At 63.1% G+C, this 22,567-nt stretch carries 17 protein-coding genes; 9 read left to right on the forward strand and 8 right to left on the reverse strand.

Features of this window, described 5'->3' with window-relative positions; all coding sequences use genetic code 11:
* Positions 1 to 42 precede the first annotated feature (42 nt).
* Positions 43 to 1,230, forward strand: coding sequence for a CaiB/BaiF CoA transferase family protein (locus V473_RS05465; protein WP_066601311.1), 1,188 nt, complete (start codon positions 43 to 45; stop codon positions 1,228 to 1,230).
* 27 nt (positions 1,231 to 1,257) lie between these two features.
* Here V473_RS05465 and V473_RS05470 read toward each other — a convergent pair whose 3' ends face one another.
* Together V473_RS05470 and V473_RS05475 are read right to left on the reverse strand one after the other, a co-directional pair.
* Complete coding sequence (locus tag V473_RS05470; RefSeq protein ID WP_066601317.1) at positions 1,258 to 1,617, reverse strand: YciI family protein; 360 nt, start codon at positions 1,615 to 1,617, stop codon at positions 1,258 to 1,260.
* Positions 1,618 to 1,738: 121 nt separating this feature from the next.
* Entirely contained in the window at positions 1,739 to 2,878 is a 1,140-nt protein-coding gene (locus V473_RS05475; protein ID WP_066601318.1) for an acyl-CoA dehydrogenase family protein, read from the reverse strand.
* A 204-nt stretch (positions 2,879 to 3,082) separates the two neighbouring features.
* Here V473_RS05475 and V473_RS05480 point away from each other — a divergent pair, with 204 nt between their 5' ends.
* Positions 3,083 to 4,330, forward strand: a complete 1,248-nt coding sequence (locus tag V473_RS05480) for a LysR family transcriptional regulator (RefSeq protein ID WP_066601322.1) — start codon at positions 3,083 to 3,085, stop codon at positions 4,328 to 4,330.
* 10 nt (positions 4,331 to 4,340) lie between these two features.
* Here V473_RS05480 and V473_RS05485 read toward each other — a convergent pair whose 3' ends face one another.
* The 6 genes from V473_RS05485 to V473_RS05510 form a co-directional block, all read right to left on the reverse strand.
* Complete coding sequence (locus V473_RS05485; protein ID WP_066601324.1) at positions 4,341 to 4,562, reverse strand: DDE transposase family protein; 222 nt, start codon at positions 4,560 to 4,562, stop codon at positions 4,341 to 4,343.
* A 10-nt stretch (positions 4,563 to 4,572) separates the two neighbouring features.
* Positions 4,573 to 6,060: an aldehyde dehydrogenase family protein gene (locus V473_RS05490; RefSeq protein ID WP_148648326.1), complete on the reverse strand. Its 1,488-nt coding sequence runs from the start codon at positions 6,058 to 6,060 to the stop codon at positions 4,573 to 4,575.
* A 20-nt stretch (positions 6,061 to 6,080) separates the two neighbouring features.
* The gene (locus tag V473_RS05495) at positions 6,081 to 7,709 is read right to left on the reverse strand and encodes a GMC family oxidoreductase (protein ID WP_066601325.1); all 1,629 of its coding nucleotides are present in this window, start codon (positions 7,707 to 7,709) and stop codon (positions 6,081 to 6,083) included.
* Entirely contained in the window at positions 7,706 to 9,061 is a 1,356-nt protein-coding gene (locus V473_RS05500; protein WP_242496018.1) for an MFS transporter, read from the reverse strand. Before V473_RS05500 ends, V473_RS05495 begins: the two co-directional genes overlap by 4 nt.
* 80 nt (positions 9,062 to 9,141) lie before the next feature.
* The gene (locus V473_RS05505; protein WP_066601330.1) at positions 9,142 to 10,074 is read right to left on the reverse strand and encodes a PDR/VanB family oxidoreductase; all 933 of its coding nucleotides are present in this window, start codon (positions 10,072 to 10,074) and stop codon (positions 9,142 to 9,144) included.
* A 147-nt stretch (positions 10,075 to 10,221) separates the two neighbouring features.
* Positions 10,222 to 11,535, reverse strand: a complete 1,314-nt coding sequence (locus V473_RS05510; protein ID WP_242496017.1) for a Rieske 2Fe-2S domain-containing protein — start codon at positions 11,533 to 11,535, stop codon at positions 10,222 to 10,224.
* Positions 11,536 to 11,756: 221 nt separating this feature from the next.
* Between V473_RS05510 and V473_RS05515 the strand changes: the two genes are divergently transcribed.
* From V473_RS05515 to V473_RS05545, 7 genes are all read left to right on the forward strand, one after another.
* Complete coding sequence (locus tag V473_RS05515) at positions 11,757 to 14,009, forward strand: TonB-dependent receptor (protein ID WP_066601332.1); 2,253 nt, start codon at positions 11,757 to 11,759, stop codon at positions 14,007 to 14,009.
* A 64-nt stretch (positions 14,010 to 14,073) separates the two neighbouring features.
* Positions 14,074 to 14,853 (forward strand): SDR family NAD(P)-dependent oxidoreductase, encoded by a 780-nt coding sequence (locus V473_RS05520; RefSeq protein ID WP_066601333.1) that lies wholly within the window; start codon positions 14,074 to 14,076, stop codon positions 14,851 to 14,853.
* A gap of 145 nt (positions 14,854 to 14,998) precedes the next feature.
* A complete protein-coding gene (locus V473_RS05525; RefSeq protein WP_066601337.1) occupies positions 14,999 to 16,042 on the forward strand; it encodes an aromatic ring-hydroxylating oxygenase subunit alpha in 1,044 nt (347 codons plus the stop codon).
* A 115-nt stretch (positions 16,043 to 16,157) separates the two neighbouring features.
* Entirely contained in the window at positions 16,158 to 16,901 is a 744-nt protein-coding gene (locus V473_RS05530; protein WP_066601339.1) for a MerR family transcriptional regulator, read from the forward strand.
* Positions 16,902 to 17,205: 304 nt separating this feature from the next.
* The gene (locus V473_RS05535; RefSeq protein WP_066601341.1) at positions 17,206 to 18,507 is read left to right on the forward strand and encodes a cytochrome P450; all 1,302 of its coding nucleotides are present in this window, start codon (positions 17,206 to 17,208) and stop codon (positions 18,505 to 18,507) included.
* A gap of 147 nt (positions 18,508 to 18,654) precedes the next feature.
* Entirely contained in the window at positions 18,655 to 20,088 is a 1,434-nt protein-coding gene (locus tag V473_RS05540; RefSeq protein WP_066605139.1) for an aldehyde dehydrogenase family protein, read from the forward strand.
* A 62-nt stretch (positions 20,089 to 20,150) separates the two neighbouring features.
* Positions 20,151 to 22,535, forward strand: coding sequence for a TonB-dependent receptor (locus tag V473_RS05545; RefSeq protein WP_066601343.1), 2,385 nt, complete (start codon positions 20,151 to 20,153; stop codon positions 22,533 to 22,535).
* Positions 22,536 to 22,567: the final 32 nt, after the last annotated feature.

The raw sequence follows: 22,567 nt of genomic DNA on the forward strand, positions 1-22,567 counted from the left end.
GGTAGGACCATTGAATAATTAGTTCGACAGGCGAGTGAGGCTATGGCGGAAGAGAGCAAGGCGGCGACGGTTGGCGCCCTGGATGGCGTGCGGGTGCTGGATTTCACCAGCGTCATGGCCGGGCCGTTCGCGACGCGGATGCTGGCCGACCTGGGCGCCGAGGTCATCAAGGTGGAATCGCTGGAGGGCGACCAGGTCCGTGCGCGGCCGCCCAAGCGGGATGGCTTCAGCGCCTATTTCGGCAATTTGAACGCGGGCAAGCAGAGCATCGCCTGCAACCTTAAATCCCCCGAAATCATCGCCCTCATCAAGGATTTGATTGCGACCTGCGACATATTGGTGGAAAATTTCCGGCCCGGCGTCATGGCGCGGTTCGGGCTGGACTTCGCCGCGCTGCGCGAGGCCAATCCGCGTCTCATCTACTGCTCAATCTCCGGCTATGGCCAGACCGGGCCGAAGGCGCTGTCCCCGGCCTATGCGCCCGTGATCCATGCGGCCAGCGGCTTCGACATGGTCAATCTGCGCTATCAGGACGGGGCTGACCGGCCGGCGACCAGCGGCGTCTTCATCGCCGACGTGCTGGGCGGCACCCATGCCTTTGGCGCAATCCAGGCGGCGCTGTATCAGCGTGAAAAGACGGGCGCAGGCCAGCATATCGACCTGTCGATGCTGGAGGCGATGGTGGGGATGCTGGTGTTCGAAACGCAGGAGGCGCAGTTCCCCGGCGACGCCCGGCGGCCGCTCTACACCCCGCTCAAGACCAATGACGGCTTCATCATGGTCGCGCCGACATCCCCTCGCAATTTCGAGCAATTGACAGACGCGGTCGGCCATCCCGAATGGCGCGACGATCCGCGCTTCCTGACCAATGCCGATCGCAACGCCAATTGGGCGACGCTGCTGGCGCTGACGGAGACGTGGACGCGCGAGCGCAGCGCGGAGGAGGCCGAGGCGATCCTCTCGCGCCATGGCGTGCCGTGCGGGCGCTATCGCGAAATCGATGAATTGCTGGACGATCCGCAACTGGCGTCGCGTGGCGCCTTCGCGGAAATCAGCGACGGGGCCGGCAGCTTCAAGGTGCCCAACCCGCCGTTCCGCATGAGCGGATCGCGGGTCGAGGCGCGCAACCATGTCGCCCGACTGGGTGAAGAGGGTGCGGATATCCTCACCAAGCTGGGCGTGGACGAGAGCGCGGTGGCAGCGCTACGCGCGCGGGGCGACCTGCTGTAACAAAAGGAATCGCCACGGCGTGGTGCGCTATTCCAGGTCGTGAAAGGGCCGGATTTCGATCTCGCTCGGTCCTGGCATGGGATTGGGGCAGCGCTTCACCCAGGCGACCGCCTCGTCCATATCCTTGACCTCCCACAGCCAGAAACCCGCGACCAATTCGCGTGGTTGGGAGAATGGGCCGTTAATGACGGTGCGTTCGGCGCCATCGAAGGCGACGCGCTTGCCTTGTGAAGAGGGGGTGAGGCCATCGGCCATCACCAGGATGCCAGCGTCGCGCAGTTCATCGTTGAAGCGGCCCATCGCGGCCATCATCGCGTCCGTTTCGGGCGAGGGCCGATAGCCTTTCTCGCTGTCTTCGGTCGCCTTCACCAGCACCATCACGCGCACCGCCTGTCTCCTTGCCGGGCGTTGGAACGATGGCGGGATTGTTCGGGAATTAGCGTCCCGGCGCAATATATTTCATGAAGATGAGGGGGCGGGATGCCTGCACGCATCCCGCCCGCGCCCTTTATCGCAGCAGTTCGCGCGCGATCGTGTTCTTCTGGATTTCCGACGACCCTTCATAGATGCGGGTGATGCGGATATCGCGATAGAGGCGTTCGATCGCAAAGCCCCGGCAATAGCCCGAACCGCCGAAAATCTGGACCGCCGTGTCGACGGTGCGGCTGCCTGCTTCGGTCGCGAACAGTTTCGCCATGGAGGCGAGTTCGCGGCGCTTTTCGCCCTGGTCATAACGCCAGCAGGCGTCGAGCAGGATCAGGCGGGCAGCGCGCATGTCGGTCGCCATCGTCGCGATATAGTGGCGGATCGCCTGGAAATCGGAGATGACGCCGCCAAAGGCCGGGCGCTGCTTGGATTCCTCGATCGCCAGTTCCAGCGCATATTCGCCCATGCCGACCGCCGTCGCGCCGACATTCATGCGGCCCTCGTTCAGTCCTTCGAGCGCATAATGGAAGCCACGGCCGAGTTCGCCGATCAGCGCGTCGGGGCCGACCTGACATTCGTCGAAGGTCAGTTCATAGACGCCGGGCGTCGCCGTCCCCATCAGTTCGATCGTGCCGGTGACGGCGAAGCCGGGCGTGTCGGCGGGCATCAGGAAGGCGGAAATGCCGCCGCGCGGCCCCGCGGCCTTGTCAGTATAGGCATAGACGATCACATATTTCGCGTTCTTGCCGTTCGAAATATAGGTCTTGCTGCCGGTGATGACCCAGCCGTCGGCGTTGCGGGTCGCGGTGGTGCGCATCGAACCCGGATCGGAACCGCTATTGGGTTCGGTCAGGGCAAAGGCGATGCCGATTTCGCCCGAACACATGCCGGGCAGCAGCGCTTCGCGCTGGGCTTCCGAGGCATGATACATGATGTTCTTGGCGCCCGGCCCCATGAGCGGGCGCAGTTCGGTCCAGAATTGGGGAGGAAGGCGGGCGAGTTCGATCTGCACCGCCGCCTGGGCCAGGGCGCCCAGGCCCAGGCCGCCATATTGTTCGGGCAGCGCCATGCCGAAATAGCCATTGTCGATCAGCGTCTTGCGCACGATCGGCGGCACTTTTCCGGTCGCCTGAAATTCGATTTCATGCGGCAGCAGATCGTGCACGATGTCGCGGGTGACGTCGCAAAATTCCTTGATGTCGTCGGGCAGTTCAAAGTCCACGGCGCAGCCTCCTTAAGGTTCGACTTTGATGCGCGGATAATCGCGCTGTTCAGCATTGGTCCTACCATTACAATAATGGTCAGTCCATTAAATTTTCTGGCTTATGGAAGGGCTGCGGCTGTCCTTTGGGGCAGTTGTCCTTTAGAGATGAGGCAGCCCAACGACGCAAAAGCGCGCGGGCGCAGGGTAACAAGAGTAAGCGGCATGGCGACCGATCCGTTCGACCTCAATCTGCGCCACCTGCGCGCGCTGCTGGCGATCCGCGAACATGGCAGCATCACCGCCGCGGCCGATGTGGTGAGCCTGTCGCAACCGGCATTGACGCAGGGGCTGGCGAAGCTGGAGCGGCAATTCGGCTACACGTTTTTCGAGCGGCGGTCAGGCGGCATGGTGCCCACGCCCATGGGTGAGATCGTGATAGAACGCGCGCGTGCGGCGCTGGATCATCTGTCGCAGGCAGCCAAGGGGCTGTCGGGCGTGTTTCAATATCCCGAACGGCTGATGACGATGACGCAGCTGCGCGCCTTCCTGGCGCTGGCGGAGGCGGGTAGCTTCGCGGCGGCGGCGCATGGCAGCACCTTGTCGCAGACGGCGGTGCATCGCGCGGTCGGCGACCTGGAGCAGATGATCGGCGGCAAGCTGGTCGAGCGGCGGGGCCGGGCGGTGTGGCTCAATCCGGCGGGGAAAAGGCTGGCGCGCGGCACGCGGCTGGCGGTGGCGGAGATCGTCGCGGCGCTGGCCGATATGGGGCTGGACAGCGGCAGCGGCAGCGAGGTCATCGCGTTCGGCGCGCTGCCATTGGCGCGGCCCTATCTGGTGCCGGCCGCGATGGCGCGGATGGCGCGGAGCGATCCGCGTGCGGCGTTCAAGGTGCTGGAGGGAAGCTGGCGCGAATTGGTGGAGCCGTTGCGCGATGGCGTGATCGACATGATCGTCGGCGCGCTGCGGCCCTATGAGATTGCCGACCTGTATCAATTGCCGTTGTCGGAGGATCGCTTGGTGATCGCGGCGGGGAGCCAGCATCCGCTGGCGGCCGAGGCGAGACCGACGATGGCGCAACTGGCGCGCTATCCCTGGATCGTGGCGCCGGCCAATTCGCCGCTGCGCGAACAGTGGGAGAAATTGTTCGGGGAGGGCGTGGCGCCGGCGGTCGCGCCGCCTGCGACCCCGATCGAGTGCGGGTCGGTCATGATCATCGGGCGGCTGCTGACCGAAGGCCATTTCCTGACCCTGTTGTCGCCCGACCAAGTGGCGTTGCAGATCCGCAGCGGGCTGCTGACCCAGATCGGTCCGCCGTTGGAGGACAGCAAGCGGGTGGTGGGGATCACCACGCGGCGCAGCTGGCGGCCGACTGCGACGCAGCGGCGCTTCCTGGAAATGGTGAGCGAGGCGGCCAAGGGCGAGCGGGTCGAAGGCGCGCCGCCCGATTTGCGGGAATCGGGCTGGGTGTGATGCCGCCCGCCTATGGCCGATCGATGGCCTGAAGCGCGGCGATCCGGCCCTTCAGCCGATTGGCGAGCGAGGGCCGGATCGGCTGTCCGGCGAGCAATTTGCGCCATGTATTGTAACTGATGCCGAAGCGGGCGTTGAGCGCTTCGTCGGTGCGGCCGGTGGCCAGCCTCTGCATCTGGAGGATCATCTCCTCCTCCAGATGCACGCCATTGCTGTTGCTGCTCTGCTGCACGGTGCGCGCCTCAGTCCAGATTGATCCAGACCGCCTTCGTCTCCAGATAATCCTCGATATGGTGCGGGCCGGATTCGCGGCCGAAACCGCTCATCTTGTAGCCGCCAAAGGGGACGGCGGGGTCGAGCATCTGGTAGCAATTGACCCAGACGGAGCCTGCGCGGATGCCGCGCGCCATGCGATGGGCGGTGCCAAGGTCGCGGGTCCATACGCCGCTGCCCAGGCCGAATTCGGTGGCGTTCGCGCGGGCCAGAACTTCATCCACCGTATCGAAGGTGAAGGCGGAGAGGACGGGGCCGAAAATCTCTTCCCGCGCGATCGTCATGTCGTCGGCGACATGGGTGAAGATCGTCGGTTCGATGAAATAGCCCGCATCATAGCCCGCGCCGCTCATGCGGCCGCCGCCGGTCAGGGGGCGGGCGCCCTCCGTGTTGGCGCCTGCGATGAAGGCGAGGATCTTGTCCATCTGAGGGGCGGAGACGACCGGTCCCATCTGGGTGGTGGGGTCGAGCGGGTCGCCGACCTTGATCGTCTTTGTGAAGGCGGCCAGCCGCTCCATAAATTCGTCGTGGATCGCGTTTTGCACGAACAGGCGGGTGCCCGCGCTGCAAATCTGGCCGGCATTGGCGAAGACCGCCATGGCGGCGGCCGGCACCGCCTTGTCCAGGTCGGCGTCGGCGAAGACGATGTTGGGCGACTTGCCGCCCAGTTCCACCGTAACGCGCTTCATCGACGCGGCGGCGGCGTGGAGGATCTTCTCGCCAACGCCGGTGGAGCCGGTGAAGGCGATCTTGTCGACGTCGGGGTGACTGGAGAGCGCCGCGCCCGCATCGCCCAGGCCGGTGACGATGTTGATGACGCCTTCGGGGACGCCGGCCTCAAGGCAAAGCTCGCCGAAACGGAGCGCGGAGAGGGGCGTCTGTTCGGCGGGCTTCATGACCAGGGTGCAGCCGGTGGCGAGGACCGGGCCGGCTTTCCACACCGACATGCCGATCGGGCCGTTCCAGGGATTGATCGCCGCGACGACGCCGATCGGTTCCTTGAGCGTGTGCGAGAGGACGTCGCCGGGGGCGTTATTGTCTATCGTGTCGCCGGTGATGAGCATCGCCTGGCCGGCGTAATAGCGCAGCAGCGCGCCCGCGCGCGCCTTGCCCATGATGGTGCGGCTGTAGGGCGCGCCAAGGTCGAGCGTGTCGAGCATCGCCAGTTCTTCGAAATGCGCCTCCACCAGATCGGCGAGGCGGAGCATGATGCGCTGCCGCTCCACCGGCTTCATGCGGCGCCATGGTCCCTCGAAGGCCGCGCGGGCGGCCTTGACGGCGCGGTCCACATCCTCCGGGCCGCCCTGCGCGATCGTAGCGAGCAACTCGCCGGTGGCGGGGTTGCGGGTTTCGAAACGCTTGCCGGACAAAGCGGGGACGCGCTGGCCGTCGATCAGCATGTCCTGATCCGGCGTGTCGAGCAGGGCGGGGCGGGGGGGGATGGTCATCATGTTCATGGGGGCTCTCCGGGCCGCGATCAGGCGGCGATATTCGATGTGACGGCGTCTTCCAGGATGAAGCGGGCGGCGCGCTCGGCAATCATCATGGTGGGGGCGGAGGTGTTGCCGCTGATGATGTCCGGCATGACCGAGGCATCGACCACGCGCAGGCCGGACACGCCGCGCACGCGCAGGCGGCCGTCGACCACCGCCATGCGATCGCCATCCGGCCCCATTTTGCAGGTGCCGGTCGGGTGATAGGCGGTGTTGACGATCTTGCGCAGGGCGGCGTCGATCTCCGCATCGCTTTGATGCTGGATGCCCGGTTCGATCTCCGCACCGGTCATGGCGGCCAGCGCAGGCTGGGCGAAGATGCGGCGGCATTCGCGGAAGCCGGCGATCAGCGTTTGCATGTCATAGGGATCGGCGAAGAAATTGGGGTCGATGACCGGCTTGTCCTCCGGCCGGTTGCTGGCCAGACGCACCGAGCCGGCGCTTTTGGGGCGCAGCAACTGGATCAGGCCCATATAGCCGTGGCGACGGGGGACGGATCGCGCGTCAAGCTTCAGCCCGGCAAGGAAGGTGATCTGAATGTCCGGGCGGCCGGTGCCGTCGGTGCAGAGGAAGCCGCCGGCCTCCGCCACATTGGACGCCAGCATCCCTTCGCGCTTGAACAGATATTTCAATGGGCTGGCGAGGATGCGGGGCAGCACCCTGGCCGAGACGGCGTAGGATTCGGCCGACGGGTTTTCCATCGCGACATGGACGGTCGGATGATCCTGCAAATGCTGGCCGACGCCGGGCAGGTGGTGGACGACATCGATGCCCATATCGTGCAGATGATCCTGCGGCCCAATCCCGGAGAGCATCAGCAATTGCGGCGAGTTGGTCGCCCCGGCGCACAGGATGATTTCACGCCGCGCGGAGATGGTGCTGCGCGCGCCGTCCTTTTCTATCTCCAGGCCGACGGCCTGGCCGCGATCGAACAGGATGCGGCGGACCATGGTTTCATCAAGGACGGTGAGGTTGGCGCGCTTGAGGGCGGGGTGGAGGAAGGCACGGGCGCTCGACAGGCGGGTGCCGTTGCGCTGGTTAAGGTCATAGCGGCCGAAGCCATCCTGCCGTTCGCCAGCAAAATCGTCATTGCGCTGATGTCCTGCCTCTGCCGCCGCGTCGACGATGGCGGCGCTGACCGGGTTCCAGCTTTTGGGCTTCTGCACATCCAGTTCGCCGCCCTTGCCGTGCCAGCCTTTTTCGGGACCGGCATAATTTTCGACCGCCTTGAACGCGGGGAGGACGTCGTCATAGGCCCAGCCGTCATTGCCCGCCTTCGCCCAAGCGTCATAGTCGGCCTTTTGCCCGCGAATATAGACGCCGCCATTGATGGCGCTGCATCCGCCAAACAGCTTGCCGCGCGGAAAGTTGATTGTGCGGTTGTTGACAGCGGCGTTGCCAGTAAGCGCCTGTTTCCAATTATATTTTTCGTGCGGCAGCAGAAAGATATTGCCGACCGGCATGGCGGTCTTGAGGTTGACCGGCCATTTTTTGTCGGATGGTCCCGCTTCGATCAAGGCGACGCGGTTGGCGGGGTCAGCGGACAGACGATTGGCCATCAGGCTGCCCGCCGAACCCGATCCGATCACGATATAGTCGAAGCTGTCGCTCATGATAGTGCGTCCTTGCGGCCGAGCGCGGGCACATGGCCCCGCACGGCAATGAAACCCAGGGCGTTTACCAGCATCAGGGCGGCGAGCGCGCCGAAGAAGCCGAGATTGCCCCAGTCGATGAGCAGCGCGCCCGCCACCGCGCTGACGATCGCGCCGACCCGGCCGGCCGCGCCCATCAAGCCCAGGCCGCGGGCGCGCAGGCCGGTGGGAAAGGCATGGGCGCCGACCGCAAACATGGCGGACTGGGCGGCGCTGGCGAACAGGCCGAGCGCGCCGAGGCACGCGAGGACGGCGGCTTCGTTACGGCCGCCGCTGATGGGGAGCAGGGCGAGCGTGGCGCAGACGGCGGCGCCGACCAACGCCATCAGGATCAGCACCGGTCGGGAGCCGAAGCGGATGATGGCGAGCGACGCGATCATCGCACCGATCGTGCCGCCCATGTTGAAGCTGGTGAGGCCGAGGCTGGCGGTCTGGAGCCCGAAGCCTGCGCTGTTGAGCATCGTGGGCGCCCAGTTGAACATCAGATAGATCATGAACATGCCGGAAAACATGGCGACAGAGAGCGCCAGCGTGTCGCGTAGCAGCGCGGCGCCGAACAGGTTGCGCATCGGTTCGAAGCGGGGCGCTTCCCCGGCGGCGAGCGGGACATGGGCGGCGGACGCGGGATTGGGATGGCCGATGCGGCGCAATATGCGGTCCAGTTCGGCGGCGCGATCGGGCCGTTCGGCAAGGTAGCGAGGGGATTCGGGCAGCACGAACCAGAGCCAGGCGACGAAGATCATCGTCACGGTGCCGCCGATATAGAAAAGCCAGCGCCAGCCAAGGCCCGGCAGGATCAGCGCGGCGGCGACCCCGCCCAATATGCCGCCGATGGAGACGCACACCACGCCGAAGGTGACGGCGACGCTGCGCCAGCGAACGGGGGTGAATTCCGCGATCATGGCGCTGGCGGTGCCGGGTACGCCGCCGAGACCCACGCCTGCCAGCGTCTTCAAGGCTGCGACCTGCCACAGCGCGCCGGAAAAGCCGGTGAGCAGGGTTGCGACGCCAAAGATGGCGACGCCGATGATGAGCGCGCCACGGCGGCCGAAACGATCGCCGACCCAGCCCGACGTCAGCGTGCCGATGGCCATGCCGACGAAGCCGAGCGCGAAAACGGAGCCAAGCGCCGTTCGGTCGATTCCCCATTCCTTGAGCAGCGACGGCGCGGCGAGGCCGAGCATCTGGTTATCGAGGCCGTCGAGAATGACGGTCGCGGCGATCATCAGCACAGACCAGATCTGGTAGGACGACATGGGTATGTCGTCCAGCATCCCTTTTGTGCTGCTGCCTTCTATCGTGGCGACCGCCAAGACCTTCTCCTTACCCTTGGGCCGTTTGCGGCCGCTTCATTCATTTGCCGGCATGAAATTGGAAAACCGGAATATCGCTTTTACAGGTCCAGCACTAGGTTGGCGCTTTTCGATCCCGAACAGCAGACCATGATTGATCTGTTCGCAGCCTTGTCGTCATCGGAGAGGAAATGGTCGCGATGGTCGGGAATGCCGTCCAGAACCTTGACCTCGCAGGTGCCGCAAATCCCTTCGGAACAGGCGAAGCCGACATTGACGCCGGCGCTCAGCAGCGCGTCGAGCATCGTTTCGCCTTCTTCGACCGCGATAGTCTTGCCGCTCTTGGCCAGTTCCAGCGTATAGCCGCCTTCGGTCGCCATCTCGGTTTCGGCTGAGAAATATTCGATATGGGCGTGACCCTTGGGCCGGTCGCAATTGGTGGCCAGGAAGGCGTCAAGCATCCCGCCCGGACCGCAGCAATAGAGATGCGCGTCGGCAGGCGCCGCGGCGCAGATGGCCTTCAGGTCGAGGCGGCGACCGCCGGGAATGCCGTCATAGGCGATCTCGACCTGGTCGTAATCGGACAGGCGATCGACATAGGCGGCGCGTTCCGGGGAGGCGGCGACATAATGCAACTCCCAGCTCTTGCCGAGCTTCTCCAGCCGCGCGATCATCGGCAGCATTGGCGTGATGCCGATGCCGCCGCCGATCATCACGGTGTGGTTGGCATCTTCCACCATCGGGAAGTTGTTTTTCGGTTCGGAGATTTCGAGAATCTGGCCGACCTGCCATTTTTCATGGATGTGGCGCGACCCGCCGCGGCCATCGATCGCATGATGGACGGCGATTTCATAATAGCTCCGGATCGCGGGATCATTGACCAGCGAATAGCTGCGCGCCAGCCCCGGCGAGAGCTGGACGTCGACATGGGCGCCGGGATCAAAGGCCGGCATCAGCCCGCCATCGACGGGTTCGAGGATGTAGCTGTTGATGCCTTCGGCTTCCCAGCGGATATTCTTCAATCGTGCGCGCATCACCCTCTCCGTCCGGTGCGATGCGTCTCTTGGCAGGGCCGGGACGCCATGGATCGGCGAACCGGACAAACCGCAATGCGTTTCGTCACCTTTATCATCCTTGTCTGAGGCGCCGGGGCATGGATCGCCCCGGTCCTTATATATGCCTTATTCAGCCGCTTCGACCTTGTCGGGCCAGCGCACCGCCTTGGCCAGCGCCGATTCATAGGCGTTGGCGAGCGTGTCGCTGGGATCGTGCAGGAACGACCCTGCGCGCGCGCGGTAGAAGATGCTGGGATCCTCGATCCCCGGCGGCAAGGTGCCCTTGTTGGCGAGCGCGCGGGCGGCAAGCAGCACGCGGCGGCGGACGCGGGCGATCATCTGGTCGGTGGGGGCCAGATTTTCGAAGCTATGGTCGGTGATCGGTCCCATGCTTTCGGTCACCGCCTGATCCTGCATCGTGATGTTGGGGATGCCGGTGAACTGGGTGCCGTTGCGTTGGGAATCGCGGTCGATCGCCCAGTCGTTCGCCTGACTGTCAGGCGAACGCCAGCGGCCATACCAGTCGGTGGTGGTCGGCGCATATTCGAGCGGCGCGAACAACGGCGTGCCGTCCTTGAGCGTGGAGGTATAGGCTGGATTGCCCGCATCCACGCCGCAGGTGATGTCGAACAGCATCGAATGTTCGTCGTCCATCGGCACCCAGGCGCGGGCGATGGCGCGGGTCGCGAAACGGTTGTTGGGCGTCTGCGTCCAGAAGGGGAACATATAATGGGCGACGCGCCAGCTCATCTGGCCATCGTCGTTCGGGCGATAGCCGCCATACATGACGCCCCAGTCAGCCTGCGCCACTTCATAGTCGGGCGCGCGGTTGAGGACGGTCGGGCGCATCGGATGATCCTCGTCCAGGTCGTCCGCCTCGATCGAGCCGACATGGAGGAAGCCGACATGGCTGGTGTCGATGTCGCCTTCCAGCGCCTGGAGCCAGTTGCAATCGCGTTGCAGGCACCAGATTTCGGCGTCCGGGTGCATCGTCGCTTCGATTTCGGGCAGCGGCGGCGGGGCGGACTGGTTTTCGCCCATATAGACCCAGATCAGACCATTGGCTTCATGCGTCTTATACGCCTTGGCATGGACTTTCTCCTTGAAGTCCATGCGGGCGGGGACGGACGGCATGTCGACGCATTTGCCGTCCACGTCGAACTTCCAGCCATGATAGACGCAGCGTATGCCGTTTTCTTCATTGCGGCCGATGAACAGCGACGCGCAGCGGTGCGGGCAGCGGTGGTCCATGATGCCGACCCGGCCGCTGCTGTCGCGGAAGGCGATCAGCTTTTCGCACAGGATCATCAGACGCAGCGGATCGCCATCGGCCTTCACTTCGGATGACAGGCAAGCGGGCATCCAATATTGGCGCATCATTGTGCCCATGACCGTGCCCGGTCCAACCCTGGTCATGTCGGCGCTATCAGTGGACTGCATGAGTTTTTCAGCCTCTTCCTTGCTTGTCGTTATCGGCGCGGCCTGAATCAAAGCCGGCGCCATTCCCTGGTCCCTGAATAGAGGGTCGCAGTCACACGCCCCAATCGGAATGTGGTCGGACCATTCAATAATCGGGACGATACTATTGCACCTCTTTCTTTTTTGCTGCTTCACGCTTCCCAGGCGGCGTCAAGCCGTGTCGTTAAGGGAGAGTCCGGGCCATGCCTTTCAGTTTCAAAACATCCTCAGCACTCAGCGCGATCGCCGCTATGATCGTGGCCGCGCCGGCCTTTGCGCAGGCCGATCAGGCCGCGCCTCAGCAGGTTGCGCCGCAGGATAATCTGTTCCCCGAAGATATCGTCGTGACCGCAGAGCGGCGCGAATCGACGGTGCGCGAAGTGCCTTTCTCGATCGCGGCATTCGGCGGCGAGTTGCTGCGTGAGGCGCAGGTATACAGCCCCGCCGCGCTGACGCAGCAGATGCCGGGCATCACCGTCAACACCGCCGACAAGTCGCTGTCGATCGTCGCGATCCGCGGCAATGTGTCGACCTTCCGCACCGCCACGCTGGACACGCCGGTCGCCTATTTCATGGACGACGTCTATTATGTGTTCAACAACGACCTGAACGCCAATTTCTACGACACCGATCGCGTCGAGGTGCTGCGCGGGCCGCAGGGCACGTTGTTCGGGCGCAATGTGGTGGGCGGCGCTATCGCCGTCATCACCAAGAATCCCGACTTCAAGGATGATTATTACGCCCAGATCACCGGCGGCAATGGCGGCTATGTGCGGACCGAGGGCATGGTCAACGGCACGCTGGTCGATGACAAGATCGCCGGCCGCTTCGCGTTCAGCACCGAACATAATGACGGTCTGATCGACACGCCGAACCAGTCGGGCAGCTATGGCAAGTCGGACAGCTATTCGGCCCGCGGCAAATTGCTGTTCCAGCCGACGGACACGCTCAAGATCGTCCTGTCGGGCGATTACAGCTATACCAAAGGCAATGGCGGCGCGATCCAGCTCGGCATCGGCGGCAATCAAGTCATTCCCGATACGTTCGGCGATTTCAGCGACGACAAGTGGACGAATAACGACTTCGTGTCCTCGCCCTATCGCCAGCGTCTGCGCGGCGGCTATTTGCGCGGCGACCTCGACCTGCTGGGCGGCACGCTGACGTCGATCACCGGCTATCGCATGAATGACAGCCGCGCGATCAACGACGACGTGCCGGTTGGCACCGAAGTCCCCGTGTTCGACCGCCGCCAGGTGGTGAAAAACCGCAGCTTCACGCAGGAAGTCCGCTTCGCCTCCGCGCCGGGCCGCTTCTCCTATGTGGTCGGGGCCTATTTCCTGTCGGCCGATGTTTCGACCACCAACATCTTCTTCTACAGCCCGCTGCCCGGTTCGGCGGTCAACGCCAGCGTGCGCCGCAACCCGGAGGTGACCAATATCACCCGCGTTCAGGAAGGCAATGTCCGCAGCCTGGCCGTGTTCGGCGAAGCGACCTTCGAGATCACCGACAAGCTGGCCGTCGTGGCCGGCGGCCGTTACACGTCGGACCGCAAGAAGATCGACTATCACGCCTTCTCGACCACGGACGCGGGCGCCATTCCCGGCTTCGGTTTCCCCGGCGAAGTCTTCGCGTCGGGCGGCAAGACCTGGGACGCCTTCACCCCGCGCTTCACGATCAAGTTCGAACCGATGGACAAGGTCAACATGTATGCGACCTATGCCAAGGGCTTCAAGTCGGGCGGCTTCGTCGACAATGCCTATCGCAACCCGACCATCCCGCTGGAGCCGGAGAAGGCGGAGAATTACGAAATCGGCGCCAAGTCGCGCCTGTTCGACAACAAGCTGGACCTGAACGTCGCGCTGTTCCGCCAGACGACGAAGAATCTCCAGAATTTCTCCGGCGCAGGCGGCATCGCCCATACCTATAATGGTACGCTCAAGATGAAGGGGCTGGAGGTCGAATCCGTGATTCGTCCGGTCGAAGATCTGCGCCTGACCGCCAATTACACGCATCTGGTGGGCAAATATACCGACCTGCGCGATCCGCTGGTGAACCTGGATTATTCGGGCAATCCGGCCAAGTTCGCGCCGCGCGACAGCTTCACTGTGGGTGCGGCCTATACCGGACGCCTGAGCAATGGCGCGACGCTGACGCCGCAGGCCGACTTCAACTTCTCTACCCGCATCTCGACCGATGATGCGAACACGCTGCGCCTCTACGACAATCTGCACGAGGATACCCGCGGGCGGACGCTCAATGCGCGGTTGAATTACGAGACAGCGGACGGGCGGTTCCAGATCGGCTTGTGGGGCAAGAATCTCACCAACAACTATCAGATCGTCAATGCGGACGACATCACCGCCTTCCTGGCTGTGCCCGGCAACGGCACCACCTATTGGAAGATCTTCACCAACACGCCGCGGACCTATGGCCTGACGCTGTCGTTCCGCCACTAATATCCTGGGGCGGGGAAGGTGATGCCTTCCCCGCCTTTTCTTTCGCCAGTTTCAGGACGGACATATGACCGAACAATTCACCCTTCCCGCCAATGGCAGCTTTTCCTTCGCAGGGCGCACCGCCCTGGTGACCGGCGGCGGCCGGGGCGTGGGAGAGGCGGTGGCGCGCGAAATCCATGCCGGTGGCGGGCGCGTGGCGGTGAGCGACGTCGATATCGATGTCGCGCAGGCGGTGGCGGCTTCGCTGGATCCGTCGGGCGAAACGGCGGTCGCCCTGACGCTGGACGTGCGGGAAAAGGATCATTTCCTGGCCGCGCGGGACAGGATGGCGGGCCTGTGGGACAAGGTCGATATTGTGGTGAACAATGCGGGCTTCGCCAAGCGCACGCCGACGCAGGATATATCACCCGAAGAATTTGACGCGATCGTCCAGATCAACATGCGCAGCGTGTTCCTGAGTTGCCAGATATTCTCCGAACATATGCGTGAGAATGGCTATGGCCGGATCGTTAACATCACCTCGCTCGCCGGGCAGAATGGCGGGACGGTGGCATCGCCCCATTATGCCGCGTCGAAGGCCGGGGCGATCATGCTGACCAAATATTTCGCGCGCTATCTGGCCGGGACGGGCGTGACCGTAAACGCCATCGCGCCCGGCCCGATCGACACCGCCAAGGCGCGGCTGTCGGCCGAGCAGATCGCGCGGGTCGAGGGCGAAGTGCCGGTCGGCCGCTTCATGGCCGTGGGCGAGATCGCGGCGGCGACGGCGCTGCTGGCGTCGGACCGGGGCGGTTTTTTTGTAGGTGCGACGCTGGATATGAACGGGGGGCTGTATTTGCGGTGATCCCGCTTTGCCATATTCATTTCCCGCTTTTCTTATGGCTTTATGGGATTGCGATTGGCGCTGGCGCACGGCCCATCCATAATCATGCCCAACAATAGGGTAGCGCCGGAGCAGTGAACCGCCCGGCCGAATACTGGAGAGTAGCATGTTCATTTACAACGCATGGTATGTGGCCGCCTTTGCCGCCGATATCGAACCGGGCAAGACGCTAGGGCGCAAATATCTGAACAAGGCGGTCGTGCTGTTCCGCACCGAAGCTGGTGAGATCGCCGCGCTGGAGGACAGGTGCAGCCACCGCGCCATGCCGCTGTCCGCCGGGCATGTCGACGGCGACGTCCTGCGCTGCTGCTATCATGGCGTCGAGTTCAACGGCAAGGGCGCCTGCACCCGCATCCCTAACCAGGCGCGCATCCCCGCGTCCGCCAACGTCCGCCATTATCCCGTGGTGGAGAAGGATCATCTGATCTGGATCTGGATGGGCGAACCGGCGCTGGCCGATCCCTCGATCATCGTAGATAGCCCCGAACATAATGATCCGGCCTGGACCTGGAGGCCTTATAACTTCCCGGTGAAGGCCAATTGGCAGCTGATCATCGACAATATCATGGACCTGACCCATGTGCCCTATATCCATGCGCGCACGATCGGCGGGAACCCGGAACAACATTATAATGCCGACACGAAGGTCGAATTTGACGGCCGCAAGGTGACATTGCTGCGCAAGATGCCCAATTCGATCCCGCCCAAATCCTATATCGACGCGGGCGGCTTCAAGGGTCGGGTGGATCGCTGGCAGGAAGTGCGGTTCGAACCGGGCATTGGCATGACCTGCCGCGTCAATGCGGGCGGGTGCGATGTCGGCACCGGCGCCTATGAAGGCAAGCGCGACAATGGCTTCATGCTGGCGAACAATCATTTCATCACGCCGGAAACCGAAACGACCAGCCATTATCTGTGGACCATCTGCACCACAGCGCCCAAGGAAAGCGGCGTGCCCGATGTGCTGTTCGACCAGTTTTTCGACACCATCACGGAAGACGAGGTCACATTGCAGGCGCAGCAGGCCCGGATCGACGACGAACCCGAACGGCCCTTCATCGGTATTGCCAGCGATGGCGCGGTCAACCAGGCACGGCGTCTGTTGAGCGCGATGCAGGAAGCGGAGGAAGGCGGCAAGGTCGCCGCCTGATCCCAGCGCATATGCCCCGTAGCGGCCTGACATCATGCCGAACGTGCGGGGCATATTGCGTATTCCGATAACATAACGGCTTGCCCGGCCCGGCGCGTCATGCTGTAGCGGGCCTATGAAGATGCGCGAACTGGAGGACCGGACCGGAGTCCATCGGGAAACCATCCGCGTCTATCTGCGCGAAGGACTAATCCCGGAACCCGCGCGTCCGCGCAAGACCGTCGCCGACTATGGCGAGGAGCATGTGCAGGCGATTCTCGCCGTGCGGCGACTCCAGCGCGAAAACAGGCTGACGCTGGCGCAGATCAAAGCGATCATCGGCGGCGAGGGGACCGAGGGGCGGGTCGAGGCCAGCGCCTTCGACCAGTTGGAGCAGTTGGTCGCGCATCGCGTCGGCGTGGATGGGCCGCCTGTCATGATCGCTTCGCTGCTGGAGCGCTATCCGCACGCGGCCCAAGACGCCCGGACATTGGCGACGATCGGCATCCTGGACATCATCGAGACGGAGCAGGGCGATGCGCTGAGCATCACTTGCGCGCAACTGGTCCGCATCTGGGGAGACATGCGGCGGGCCGGGTTCGACCAGCGGCTTAATTACACCCCGGAGATTCTGGGCTTTTACCGCCAGGCCGCCGATTTCGTCGGGCGATGGGAAGCGGCCACTTTCCTGGCGCGCGTAGACGGCCATATCGCCGTGGACGATGCCGCGACCATGGTCGAACATGCGCTGCCGTTGATGCTCGATTTTTTCGGCCTGCTGCGTCAGCGCGCTTTCTTTGCCCATGTCGACGCAATCCGCGCTGGTGCGCAAACCGATCGCCCCGACGACATGGCCATGACCTTGCCACCCTTGCCCTGAACATCGTGCCGTGACTGGCGGCCTGGCGGATCGTCCGCCGGGCGGCCGCGGTTTATAGCTGGCGAAAAAAAATCCCGGCGCCGAATAGGCAGCTCTATTCAAACTTTGGGTCATCATTCAGTTTCGAGGATGGCGAACGCGCATTTAGACCCAAAAAAGCCCGAAAATAGGCGGCTTAGGCGAAAAATAACGCTGAATGGTCCGACCGATATTAACGATTGACGAATCTCGTCCCGCAGTTACGTAATGAACCTACGCAATACGTATATCGCCGTAAGGCAGCGTATCAGGAGAGGGTAGTTTCATGGCGACTTCGCTGGATGCCGACGTGCGTCCGATCATCCCCGACGACATAGCCCGGATCGTTATCGCGCCCAAAAGCTATACCGACGACGCGACCATTTATGGCGCGTTCAAGTGGCTGCGCGACAATATGCCGCTGGGGATCGCGCAGGTTCCGGGCTACGACCCGATCTGGGTCGTCACCAAACATGCCGACATCAAGGAAGTGGAGCGCAACGGCAAGCTGTTCCACAATGCCGATCACAACCCGATTCTGGTCGATCAGGCGTCCGACGCCTTCACGCGGGAAATCAACGGCGGGTCGATCCGCATCCTGTCGTCGCTGACCTATATGGACCCGCCCGAACATGCGTCCTACCGCACGTTGACATCCAACTGGTTCCTGCCCGGCCGGATCAGCAAGCTGGAGGAACAGATCCGCGTCCTGGCGCGCAAGTCGGTCGACAATCTGCTGAGTTTCGACGGCGAATGTGATTTCGTCCGCGATTTCGCGCTGCATTATCCGCTGCGCGTCATCATGACGCTATTTGGCGTGCCGCCTGAAGACGAGCCGCGTATGCTCAAGCTGACGCAGGAATTTTTCGGCGTCCATGATCCCGAAGAACAGCGGCCCGAAATGGCGACAGACCCTGTGGTGGCGGCGAAGCAATGGGCTGCCTCGATCGAGGATTTCTACACCTATTTCGACAAGCTGAGTGCTGATCGTCGTGAAAATCCGACCGACGACCTGTTGTCGTTGATCGCCAATTCCCGGATCAACGGCGCGCCGATCCCGCGTAACGAGGCGAACGGCTATTATGTCGCGATCGCTACCGCAGGGCATGACACCACGTCGTCGTCCACCGCAGGCGGGCTGCACGGCATGATGCTCTATCCCGAAAATTGGGCGAAGGTGAAGGCGGACCCGTCGCTGATCCCCGGCCTGGTCGACGAAGCGATCCGCTGGACCAGCCCGGTCAAGCATTTCATGCGCAACGCGACGGCCGACACGCAGGTGCGCGGCATGGACATTCGCGCGATGGAACGACTGATGATCTGCTATCCGTCGGGCAACCGCGACGAGGCGGTCTTTGCCGACGCGGACCGTTTCGACATCACCCGGTCGCCCAACCCGCACATCGCCTTTGGTTTCGGCCCGCATATGTGCCTGGGGCAACATCTGGCCAAGCTGGAGATGCGCATCCTGTTCGAGGAACTGCTGCCGCATCTGGAATCCGTCGAATTGGCGGGCGACCCGCGCATGGTCGAGACCAATTTCGTCGGCGGGTACAAGGCGCTGCCGATCCGCTTCAAGCGAAGCTGAACCCTCTCCCCCTGGGCCGCGCCCTGAAAGGCGGGCGCGGCTCCTTCTTTTTCACGCCCGGAGACTGTTTCCATGAACGCACCAACGACCATCGCCGCCGGACTGCATGGCGAACCGGGATTTGAAGTTCGTCTGCCATCGCAAAAGATGCTGATCGGCGGTGCGTGGGAAGATGCCGGGGACGGCCGCACCATCGCGGTGGAGGATCCCGCCACGGGCCAGGCTTTCGCGACCGTTCCCGCGGGCACGGCGGCCGATGTGGACCGGGCGGTGACGAAGGCGCGGGCTGCGTTCGAATCCGCCGCATGGAGCCGGATGCGCCCGCTCGATCGTGGCAAGATCATCGAGGCGATCGCCCGCAAGATCGAGGATAATGCGCAGGAACTGGCGCTGCTCGAAAGCTATGACAATGGCAAGGCGGTGCATCATGCGCTGGCCGTGGATGTGCCGGCCGCCGTCGACATTTTTCGCTACATGGCGGGCTGGGCGTCCAAAATCTATGGGCAGGTAAACCCGATTTCGGGGGATGGCCGTCAATATCACAGCTATTCCGTGCGTGAACCGATCGGCGTCGTGGGACAGATCGTGCCTTGGAACTATCCGCTCGCCATGGCCGCGTGGAAGATCGCGTCGGCCCTGGCCGCAGGGTGCACCATCGTGCTCAAGCCGTCGGAGGTCACGCCGCTGACTGCGCTGCGTCTGGCCGAACTGGCGCTGGAGGCGGGGCTGCCCGAAGGCGTGCTGAACATCGTCACCGGCTATGGCCATGAAGCGGGGCAGGCGCTGGTCGAGCATCCCGGCATCGACAAGATCGCCTTCACCGGGTCGACCCGCGTAGGCAAGCAGATCGTCCAGACCTGCGCCAAGGATCTCAAGCGCGTCACGCTGGAACTGGGCGGCAAGTCGCCTTCGCTGATCTTCGCCGACGCGGACCTCGACAAGGCGGCGATCGGCGCGGCGCTGGCCATCTTCTTCAACAGCGGGCAGGTCTGCCTTGCCGCATCGCGCCTCTATGTCGAACGGTCGGTGTTCGACAAGGTGGTCGACGGCGTGGCCCAGGTCGCCAAGACGTTCAAGCTGGGCCATGGGCGCGACCCCGACACGATGCTGGGACCGCTGGTGTCCAAAGTGCAGCAGGGCCGGGTGCTCGATTATATCGAACAGGGCAAGGCGAGCGGTGCGGACCTGGTCACCGGCGGCGGCACCGGCGATCGCGAAGGCTATTTCGTGGAGCCGACCATCTTCGCCAATCCCGACGTCGACGCCAGCATCGTGCGGGAGGAAATTTTCGGCCCGGTGCTGGTCGCCACGCCATTCGACGATGTCGAGGAAGTGGTCCGCCAAGCCAACGACACCCGTTATGGCCTGGCCGCGAATATCTGGACCCGCGACCTGTCGCGCGCGCATCTGACAGCGCGCAAATTGCAGGCCGGTACGGTGTGGATCAACACCCACGGCATGAACGATCCGTCGGCGCCCTTTGGCGGCGTGAAGGAATCGGGCTGGGGCCGCGAAGTCGGCGAGGAAGGCGTGCTGCATTATACCGAAACCAAGACGGTCACGGCGCTGCTGGACGACTGAACCGATATTTACCTGAAAATACGCAAAAATTATCAACGAAAATCACAATTGGAGGGGAAGAAATGAAACGCAATTTTTCACGATTGATGCGTTCGGCGGGCGTGGTCGGGCTGGTGGCGGCCAGCCCTGCCTTCGCGCAGGATCAGGCGGCGCCCCAATCGGCCGCCGCATCGACATCGCAACCATCGTCCGACGGTGAAATCATCGTGACCGCCAACAAGCGGTCGGAAAATATCAACAAGGTCGGCCTGTCCATCACGGCCGTATCGGGCGAAGCGCTCGAAAGCCGCAAGGTCACCTCGCTGGAGGATATCGCCAGCGTCGTGCCGGGTCTTGCCTTTGCATCGAGCACCGCCAACACACCCATCTTCACCCTGCGTGGCGTGGGTTTCAACGAAAGTTCGCTGGGCGTCTATCCGGCGGTCAGCGTCTATCTCGACCAGACCCCGCTGCCTTTCCCGGTGATGGCCAGCCATACCGCATTCGACCTGGAACGGGTGGAAGTGCTCAAGGGACCGCAGGGCACGCTGTTTGGCCAGAATTCGACGGGCGGCGCGATCAATTATATCGCCGCCAAGCCGACATCCGCGTTCGAAGCGGGCGGCGACATCAGCTATGGCCGTTTCAACCAGGTGGACGGCAATGCCTTCATAAGCGGACCGATCACGCAAAATCTGCGCTTTCGTCTCGCGGGGACGGCGTTGCACGCCGACGACTGGCAGAAAAGCTACACCCGCAACGACAAGCTGGGCGAGCAGGAATATTATGCCGGACGCTTCCTGCTGGACTGGACGCCAGCCGATACGGTGCGTTTTGCGCTGAACATCAATGGCTGGCGCGACAAGTCCGATCCGCAGGCGCAGCAGTTGGTGCTCAAATTCGGTCAGATTCCCGCCTTTGCCAAGCCTGAATTGCTGAACTATCCCTTCGCGCCGGACAATGCGCGCGCAGCCGACTGGTCGACCGGCGCGCTTCGTCCGCGTGCGGATCGCAAATTCTTCCAGGCGGCGCTGCGCAGCGACATCGACCTGAGCGACGATCTGACGCTGACGTCACTGACATCCTATGATGATTACAAGCAGGATCAGGTCACCGACGGCGACGGCATGAACCTCATCGTGTTCGATCTGGAACGCAATGACGGCTATATTCATTCCTTCAATCAGGAACTGCGTCTGGCCAACGATCAGTCCGGGACCTTCCGCTGGATATTGGGCGCGAATTACGAAAAGAGCACAACCTTCGAAAATCAGGTTCTGCGCTATATCGACAGCACCAACTATAATCCCAACAACCTGTTCATCAACGCCAGTGGCGTAACCAACAAGCAGAAGATCGAGAATTACGCCTTCTTCGGTAATGCGGAATATAAGCTGACCGAAGAACTGACGCTCAAGGGCGCGGCGCGCTACACCAAGAGCCGCAACAACGCCAATATCTGCGGCTATGCGGCCGGTGACGGCAATGTCGCCGATCTGTTCAACCTGCTCGGATCGCTGCTGGGCAGCGTGCCGTTCACCCCGATCGGCAACACCGACTGTTATTCGCTGAACGAGAATAACGTCCCCGGCGAGCCCTATATCCGCACGCTCAAGGAGGATAATGTCTCATGGCGTGTCGGCCTGGATTATCAGGTGACGCCGCAGACGCTGGTCTATGCCAACGCTTCGCGCGGGTACAAGGCCGGCTCCTATCCCAGCCTGGCCGCCGCGACCTACACCGCGCTTTCGCCCGTGACGCAGGAATCGGTCACGGCCTATGAGGCGGGGGTAAAGACGCAATTGTTCGATCGCATGGTCTCGCTCAACTTCGCGGCCTTCTATTATGATTATCGCGACAAGCAGATCCGCGGCAAGACGCCCGACCCGATCTTCGGTATTCTCGACGTGTTGGTCAACGTGCCCAAATCGCGCATTCAGGGCGCGGAGGCCGATGTCACCTTCCGTCCGGTCGAAGGGCTGACGATCGCTGCGGCGGGCACCTATCTGGACTCCAAGGTGAAGCGCTATACCGGCGTGAACGTGATTGGCGTGAACAATGATTTCAGCGGCGATCCGTTGCCGTTCACGCCTAAATGGTCGGGTTCGCTGAACGTCGATTACAAGGTCGAAATGCCCGATGGCGGCGCCCCCTTCGTTGGCTTCACCATCGCCGGTCGCAGCGCGTCGGATGCGACGCTGGGCGGTCGCCGGATCACCTTCCCGGCATCGCCCGCGACGATCCTCAAGCCCGGTGTCGACTATATCTACAAGATTGACGGCTATACGACGGTCGATGGTCGCATCGGCTATGTCGCGCGCGACGAACGCTGGCGAGTCAGCCTGTGGGCCAAGAATATCTTTAACCGCTATTATTGGACCAACGTCATTCCCGCCAATGACAATTCCGCCCGGTTCGCCGGCCGGCCTGCGACCTATGGCGTGACGGTCGGTTTCAACTTCAGATAACAGCCGACGCGGCCGCTGACCGGCGGCCGCGT

It is taken from the genome of Sphingobium cupriresistens LL01 (assembly GCF_001046645.1).
Taxonomy (GTDB): Bacteria; Pseudomonadota; Alphaproteobacteria; order Sphingomonadales; family Sphingomonadaceae; genus Sphingobium; species Sphingobium cupriresistens.